This is a genomic window from Streptomyces sp. NH27 (assembly GCF_056859195.1).
The window spans coordinates 1-8,466 of the sequence record NZ_JACEGK010000346.1; the positions used below are offsets into that span (position 1 = coordinate 1).

Here is an 8,466-nt window from a genome sequence, read left to right on the forward strand (position 1 = left end):
GGACCAGGGCGGCCAGTTACGCCCGCTCGGCCCCCAGGACCCGCGCGAGCAGGCCGGCTACCGGCTGGTCGCCCGGATCGGCGAGGGCGGCATGGGAACGGTCTACCTCTCGCACACCCGTGGCGGGCAGCCGGTCGCCCTGAAGCTGATCAGGCGCGAGTACACCCGCGACGAGGAGTTCCGGCGCCGCTTCCAACAGGAGGTGCGGGCCGCCCGGCAGGTGCAGGGCTACCACGTCGTACCGGTCGTCGATCACGACACCACCGGCGACCAGCCGTGGTTGGCCACCACCTTCGTGCCGGGGCTGCCGCTCGACGAGGCGCTGTCCCGGTACGGCACCCTGCCGCTGCCGACCGTGCTCCAACTCGTCGGCTGCGCCGCGGAGGCGCTGCGTGCCGTGCACGCGGCCGGGGTCATCCACCGCGACCTCAAGCCCAGCAACATCCTGCTGGCCGCCGGCGGGCCGTGGGTGATCGACTTCGGCATCGCCAGAGCCGCCGACTCCACGCAGCTCACCCGCAGCGGCGGTCTCATCGGCACCCCGCAGTACATGTCCCCCGAGCACGCGAACGGTCACGAACTCACCCCGGCCGCCGACCTGTTCTCGCTCGGCCTGATCGCCGCCGTCGCCGCCACCGGCCGCCACCCGTACGGCGACGCGGGCGCCATCACCCTCGCCACGAAGATCGCCAACACCTCCATACGACCGCCGGACCTGTCCGGCTACCCCGACACACTGCGGCCGTTGCTGACCCGCTGCCTCACCGCCGACCCCGCAGTGCGGCCCTCCCCCGCGGAGCTGGCCGAACTGTGCGCACACGCGGCCGGCCGCTCACTGCGGGACTTCACCGGCTGGCTGCCGCAGCCGATCTCGGCCGAGATCGTACGACGGGAGGCCGCCGCCAAGCAGCCGCCGCAGCCGGAACCCGTCCCCGGGCCGACCATGCCGGACCCGCCAGGCTTCGCACCGCCCCCCGGCTACCCGGCCGGGCCGCCGCCCGGGCAGCCCCCGAACGCCTTCGCGCCGCCGACCGGTTTCGCAGCGGGCCCAGGTACGCCGGGCCAGCCGGGAGCAGGCACACCCGACTCCCCGGGGACGGGCAGCCCGGGCGCCGGGCAGCCGTCCACCGGCTACGGCCTGCCGCCCGCCGACTCCGAGCCGCGGCCCGTCCCGACCCCGGGCGGCCGTACCCACAAGCTGCTGGTGATCGGCGGCGGTGCGCTCGCCCTGGTCCTGGCGGTCACCTTGACCTACGCCATCACCCGGTACACCAGCGACGACGGCCACTCCTCCGCCGGCTCGGACCACACCACGTCGGCGCCCGCCGCGCACCCCGGCGGCCCGGCAACCGACGGCACGCCGAGCAGCACCGCGACCACACCGCCCACCGGAACGGACACCACCACCTCCGGCAGCGGCCCGGCCGCCGACGGCGACTACCAGGTGATATTCAAGGACCGCTCGCTGACGGTCCACCCGCCCAACTCCATCTCCCCCGGCCCCGACGTCGACCTCGACACGCCGCTGGTCGACCCGAAGGACAGCCTCCCCGGCGGCCAGGTCGAGTTCAACTACAGCGACGACTACCTCACCTTCGACACGCCCACGGGCAAATCCACGAGCGCGTCCCCCGCGGACTGCCGGGAGGCGGCCGAGGCCAACCCGCTGCCGGGCCAGGTCCAGGCGAACGACCTGGTCGGCGACAACCCGCTGATCAAGACCGGCGACCGGCTCTGCACCGTGACCAGTTCCGGCCACCTCGCCATGTGGCTGATCACCGGCACCACCCCGAGCGAGAACTACTACAAGACACCCGTCTACACCGGCAAGCTCACCTTGTGGAAGATGCCGAGCCAGTAACGACCTGGTGCACGATAGGCGGCGTCGCGGGTCGACCGAGCCCGCGGGGGGCGGACGCCGTGGCGCCCGCCCCCGGACCTCAGTGGTGGGTGCGCAGCAGCGTGCGGAACGTCCGCATCGCCACCGACAGGCTCGCCAGATCGAACTCCTCCGAGCCCTGGATCTCCTCCAGCGTGGTCCTGGCCCGGTTGACCAGTCCGGAGTTGCGCTCCTCCCACGCGTTGTAGCGCTCCTCCGGGGTGGCACCGGCCTCGCCCGCGCTCAGCACGTCGGCGGTGAGCGCCGCGTGCGCCGCGAACAGGTCCTCGCGGATCGCGGCCCGCGCCATCGACTGCCAGCGGTCGTCCCGCGGCAACTGGATGATCCGGTCGAGCAGTTGGGTGATGCCCAACCGGTCGGCGAGGTCGAAGTAGATCTCGGCGACGTCCAGCGGCTCCTTGCCGGCCCGCCGCGCCACATCCACGATGTCCAGCGCCGGGAACACCGAGGAGAACCCGGCCACCCGCGTCGCCAGCTCGTCCGGCACCCCGGCGGCCGTCAGCTCGTCATGCAGCCCGCCGTACCACTCCAGGTCCGCACCGCACAGCAGCTTCGGCAGCCGCGACCACACCGCGGTGACGCCCTCCCCGAAGAACTCGATGGTCTCGGCGATCTGGAGCGGCTGCATCCGGTTGTTGAGCAACCAGCGGGTGCTGCGCTCCACCAGCCGCCGCGAGTGCAACCTGATCCGGGTCTGCACATCGGCCGCGACCGTGTTGTCCAACGCTTCGACCGCGTCCCAGATCGGGCCGAGGTCGAAGATCGTCCGGGCCGCGGTGTGCGCCCGCACGATCTCCTCGGTGGTCGCGCCGATCTCCTCCCGGAAACGGTGCAGGAACGTGGTGCCGCCGGTGTTCACCGTGTCGTTGACCAGCACGGTGGTGACGATCTCGCGGTGCAGCGCGTGGTTGTCGATCTGCGTGGCGAAACGCTCCCGCAGTGCCACCGGGAAGTACGCGTGCAGCAGGGACCGCAGATACGGGTCGTCGGGCAGCTCGGTCTGGATCAGCTCGTCGGCCACGGTGATCTTGGCGTAGGCGAGGATGACGGCCATCTCCGGCTGGGTCAGCCCCACACCGGCCGCCGATCGCTCCCGGATCTGCCGGTCGGTGGGCAGGAACTCCAGCGCCCGGTCCAGCCGACCGTCCCGCACCAGCCGCCGCATGAACCGCTGGTGCGCGTGGAGCAGACTGCCGGCCTGCGCCATGCTGTTGGCCAGCGCCACGTTCTGCGCGTAGTTGTTGCGCAACACCAGGTTGCCGACGTCGTGCGTCATCTCGGCGAGCAGCGTGTTGCGCTGCTTGACCGTCATGTCGCCCTCGGCGACGGTGCTGTTGAGCAGCACCTTGATGTTGACCTCGTGGTCGGAGGCGTCCACGCCAGCGCTGTTGTCGATCGCGTCGGTGTTGATCCGGCCGCCGGTGCCGTCGGGGCCGCCGGAGCGGGCGAACTCGATCCGGCCGAGCTGCGTGAAGCCGAGGTTGCCGCCCTCACCGACCACCTTGACCCGCAGGTCGGCGCCGTCGATCCGGATCGGGTCGTTCGCCTTGTCGCCGACGTCCGCCTGCGTCTCGGTGGACGCCTTGACGTAGGTGCCGATACCGCCGTTCCACAGCAGGTCGACCGGGGCCTTGAGGATCGCCTTCATCAGCTCGGCCGGGGTGAGCTTCGCCGCCTTGGACTCGATGCCGAGCGCGGCACGGACCGGCGCGCTGACCGGGATCGCCTTGGCGGTGCGCGGGTAGATGCCGCCGCCGGCCGAGATCAGCGAGGAGTTGTAGTCGGCCCAGGAGGAGCGCGGCAGTTCGAAGATCCGACGCCGCTCGGCGTAGGAGGTGGCCGCGTCCGGGTTCGGGTCGAGGAAGATGTGCCGGTGGTCGAAGGCGGCCACCAGTCGGATGTGCTCCGACAGCAGCATGCCGTTGCCGAAGACGTCGCCGGACATGTCGCCGATACCGACGACGGTGAAGTCCTCTTCCTGCGTGTTGTGGCCGGTCTCCCGGAAGTGTCGTTTCACCGACTCCCAGGCGCCGGAGGAGGTGATGGCCATCTTCTTGTGGTCGTAACCGACCGACCCGCCGGATGCGAAGGCGTCGCCGAGCCAGAACCCGTACGAGACGGCGACCTCGTTGGCGATGTCGGAGAACGACGCGGTACCCTTGTCCGCCGCCACCACCAGATACGTGTCGTCCTCGTCGTGCCGGACCACGTCCTGCGGCGGCACCACCTCGCCGCCGACCAGGTTGTCGGTGATGTCGAGCAGACCGGAGATGAACGTCCGGTACGAGGCGATGCCCTCCGCCATCCACGCGTCACGATCGACGGCAGGGTCGGGCAGCCGCTTGCCGACGAACCCGCCCTTCGCGCCGACCGGCACGATCACGGTGTTCTTCACCATCTGGGCCTTGACCAGACCCAGCACCTCGGTGCGGAAGTCCTCACGGCGATCGGACCAGCGCAGCCCACCACGGGCGACCTTCCCGAACCGCAGGTGCACGCCCTCGACCCGCGGGCTGTACACCCAGATCTCGTAGGCCGGGCGGGGCGCGGGCAGATCGGGCACGGCCTGCGGGTCGAACTTGATCGACAGGTAGGAGTGCGGCTTGCCATCCGTGCCGCGCTGGAAGTAGTTGGTGCGCAGCGTCGCCTTGATCAGGGTGAGGAAGGAACGCAGGATGCGGTCCTCGTCGAGGCTGGCGACCTGGTCGAGGGCGCCCTCCAGCTCCTCCAGGATGCCGTCGGTCAGTTCACTGCCGGCCTTCTGGTGGTCGGGCGAGAGCCGGGCCTGGAAGAGGTTGACCAGTAGCCGGGTGGTGTGGACGTTCGTACGGAGGGTGTCCTCCATGTAGTCCTGGCTGAAGGTCGAACCGGCCTGCCGCAGGTACTTCGCGTAGGCGCGCAGCACCATCGCCTGCCGCCAGTCCAGCCCGGCCCGCAGCACCAGCGAGTTGAAGCCGTCGTTCTCGGCCCGGTCGGTCCAGGTCGCGGCGAACGCCTCCTGGAACCGCTCGCGCGCGTCGTCTCCCAGATCGCCGAGCGCGGGGTCGAGGCGCAGCCCGAAGTCGTAGACCCACGCCCGCGAGTTGTCGACACGGCGCAGCTCGTAGGGGCGCTCGTCGACGACTTCGACGCCGAGCCGCTGGAGCACCGGAAGCACCGCGGAGAGCGATACCGGGGCGCCGGTGCGGTAGATCTTGAAGCGGCGCTCCTCGGGGGCGGCGGAGACCGGTTCGTAGAGCGAGAGGGTGAAGTCGTCCTCGCCCAGGCTCTCGATGTGCTGGAGGTCCGCGACGGCGACCCGTGGCGCGAAGTCGGCCCGGTAGCCGTCTGGGAACGCGTCCCCGTAGCGGCGGCCGAGTTCGGCGGCGCGCTCCTCGCCGCACTCGGCGTTGAGTGCCTCGGCGAAGCCGTCGGCCCAGGACCGGGCGGCCGCGGCGAGCCGGTTCTCGATCCGCTCGGCATCGGACTCGTCGAGTTCGGGGAGCCGGCTGCCGGGGTTGACGCGGATCACGAAGTGCAGCCGGGAGAGCACCGACTCGGTGTTCCAGGCGGTGAAGTCGACGCTGCGGCCGCCCAGTTCCTCCTGGAGGATGTGGGTCAGCCGCAGCCGCACCGCGGTGGTGTAGCGGTCCCGCGGCAGGTAGACCAGCGCGGAGTAGTACCTGCCGTACTCGTCCTGGCGCAGGTAGAGCCGGAGCTTGCGGCGCTCCTGGAGGTACAGCACGCTGGTGACGATGGAGCGCAGTTCGTCGACGCCGGTCTGGAACAGCTCGTCGCGCGGGTAGGTCTCCAGGATCTGGAGCAGGTCGCGGCCGTCGTGGCTGCCGACCTGGTATCCGGAGCCTTCGAGGACCTCCTCGACCTTGCGGCGGACCACGGGCACCCGGCGCACCGACTCGGTGTAGGCGCTGGAGGAGAACAGCCCGAGGAAGCGCCGCTCGCCGATCACGTTGCCCTCGGCGTCGAACTTCTTGACCCCGATGTAGTCCAGGTACGACGGGCGGTGCACCGTGGAGCGGCTGTTGGCCTTGGTGAGGATCAGCAGCCGGTGCTCGCGGGCCTTCTTGCGGGCGTCTGCGGGCAGCCGGCTGAAGGACGGCGAGCCGGGATGGCTGGGGTGGGTGCCGTCGTTGTGCGGGTGCTGCGGATCGGAGCGCAGGATGCCCAGGCCGGTGCCGGGCACGGCGACGAGCACGTCCTCGCCCTCGGCATCAGCGTCGCCGGCGGTGTCATCGGTGTCGGTGGTGAGTTCGTACTCGCGGTAGCCGAGGAAGGTGAAGTGGTCGTCGGCGAGCCAGCGCATCAGCTCCCACGCATCGCTGGTCTCCTGCTCCGGCAGCGGTGGCGGGGAGGCGGCCAGTTCGTCGGCGATGGTGAGCGCGGCCTGCCGCATCTTCGTCCAGTCCTCGACGGACTCGCGCACGTCGGACAGCACGCGGCGCAGATCGGCGGTGATCTCCTTGATGTCGTCCCGATCGGTCTCCCGGTCGATCTCGACATGGATCCAGGACTCCACCAGCACGTCGTGCGGCAGCGACTCGCCCTCGGCCTTCGAGGCGTACCCGATGACCTCGATCAGCTTGCCGGCGACATCGCGGCGGACATGGAACTGCGGGTGGACGACCACGTGGATCGCCCGGTTCGCCTGGGTCAGCGCATTGGTGACCGAGTCCACCAGGAAGGGCATGTCATCGGTGACGACCTCGACCACGGTGTGGCTGCACTGCCAGCCGTTCTGCTCCACCGTGGGGGTGTGCACCCGAAGGTTGGCCGTGCCCTGCGGGCGGTTCTCCGCCAGGCGGTGGTGCGACATCGCGGCACCGTAGACGTCGACCGGGTCGCGGTCGATCAGGTCCTCGGGTGCGCTGTGCAGGTAGTAGCGCTGGAGAAACGCGGTCAGCGCCTGCGCGTCGAGGCCCTGGCCGGGGGGTCCTCCCGCCGGGCTGTTCTCACCTGCCAGAGCCGCCCGTTCGAGAAGCGCCGCCTTGGCTTCGTCCAGCTTGGTCTGCATGTCCTCTGACTCCTGTCGCGCGCCATTGCGTGACGTCGGTTGATGGCACGACGTACCGCGACGCGGGGTTTCCGCTACGGGACGACGCTATGCCGGAAAGGAGGCTCGTCGTGCCCGTCAGCACGCGATGCCCCCGGAGCACGGATCAACAGTGATCACGCCCGTCAGGCTACCGTCCCGGCAGGGGTGGCTGTCATGCGCCGTCTTCGTACAAATGCACCACACACGTTTGGCCCGAATGGACAGAAACCGGGGCTCCTGTCCAGGTCAGCCCGCTATTCGCTCGGCCAGCTCGACGGCCTCGACAAGGCTGTCGGCGACCGGCACCCCGGCGGTCTCCAGGCTCGCACGGCTGTGTGAACCGCCGGTGTACAGCACCGCGAACGCGCCCACGTGGGCAGCGGCGGCCGCGTCGTCCAGGGCGTCGCCGATGACCACGACGGGGCGGCCGTCGAGGCCGTCGAGCGCAGCCAGGTGCCGGGCCATCTGGCCGGACTTCCCCTCGCTCGCCGCGCCGCTGCGGCCGTCGATCCGCAGGAAGTGCCCGCCGATGCCGTGGGCGGTGACGAACGGCAGCAGCTGCTGCCGGGTGGCGAGCGAGCACAGTGACTGGGTGACGCCCAACGCCTGCCGTGATGCAAGCAGCTCGGCCGCCCCGTCGGCGAGCCCGCACTGCTCGGCCAGCCGCAGGTAGTGCCGCTGGAAGCCCGCGTCCATCACGGCCCACTCCTCGTCGGAGGGCAGCCGGCCCAGCAGCCGCTCGTAGAAACGCGGCACGGGCACGCAGTACAGCTCGCGGTATCGCTCGGCCGTGATCGGGGGCAGGCCGAGCTCGGCGAAGGAGGCGTTGGTCGCCCCGACCACCGCTTCGATGTCGTTGAAGAGGGTCCCGTTCCAGTCCCATACGAGGTGCGCGTTCACACCAGGAACGTTACTCGCGCAGAGCGACAGCCCGTTTCCGGCCTGTGGATAACTTCCGTGCGGTGTCAGCCGATCAGGTTGGGAATCTCCTGCGTCGCATACCACAAAAGCTCGTGATCCTCGGCACCGTCGACGGTGAACTGTGCGTCCTCGTCACCGGCGTCCACCGCGCCCACCGCGTCGGCCGCGGCCCGCACGTCGGCCTCGGCGTCGTCGGCGTCCACATGCACCGCGGCAGCCTCGGCGAGCCGCACCGCGCCGGTCAGCCGTACCTCGCCGAGCCCGGCCGGATCGAGGCCGCGGTCGGGGTCGTGGCGCACTGCGCCGTCGGCCACGTCCACCGCCACGACCACGCGCCTGCGCGGCACTTCGGGCCGCACGGCCAGCATCCGCAGCGACGCCTGGGCGGCCCGGGTCAGCGCCGCGTACTCGAGTTCCTCGATGTCGTCGGAGACGTACCACTCGCGCAGGCTCGGTGTGACCGCGAAGGCGTCCAGCGGTGCCGGACCCAGCTCGCCCGCCTTGTACGCCTCGGCCAGCCCGGCGAGAGTGGTGGGAATGTAGACGCGCATGGCGTGAAGCATACGGGTGCCACCACCTTCACAGGTGAATCTCGCCCGTCCACCGCATTCCC

Annotated in this window: 4 protein-coding genes; 1 reads left to right on the forward strand and 3 read right to left on the reverse strand. The window is 70.6% G+C overall.

Annotated elements, in window-relative coordinates:
• The coding region (locus AC13HU_RS25085) for a serine/threonine-protein kinase (protein ID WP_483044205.1) at positions 1 to 1,861 on the forward strand (1,861 nt) is incomplete at its 5' end.
• A gap of 79 nt (positions 1,862 to 1,940) precedes the next feature.
• Here AC13HU_RS25085 and AC13HU_RS25090 read toward each other — a convergent pair.
• From AC13HU_RS25090 to AC13HU_RS25100, 3 genes are all read right to left on the reverse strand, one after another.
• Entirely contained in the window at positions 1,941 to 6,911 is a 4,971-nt protein-coding gene (locus tag AC13HU_RS25090; protein ID WP_483044206.1) for an NAD-glutamate dehydrogenase, read from the reverse strand.
• A 267-nt stretch (positions 6,912 to 7,178) separates the two neighbouring features.
• On the reverse strand, positions 7,179 to 7,832 hold the full coding sequence (locus AC13HU_RS25095; protein ID WP_483044207.1) for an HAD family hydrolase: 654 nt from the start codon (positions 7,830 to 7,832) through the stop codon (positions 7,179 to 7,181).
• A 65-nt stretch (positions 7,833 to 7,897) separates the two neighbouring features.
• Positions 7,898 to 8,404, reverse strand: a complete 507-nt coding sequence (locus tag AC13HU_RS25100; protein WP_483044208.1) for a DUF6912 family protein — start codon at positions 8,402 to 8,404, stop codon at positions 7,898 to 7,900.
• Positions 8,405 to 8,466 lie beyond the last annotated feature (62 nt).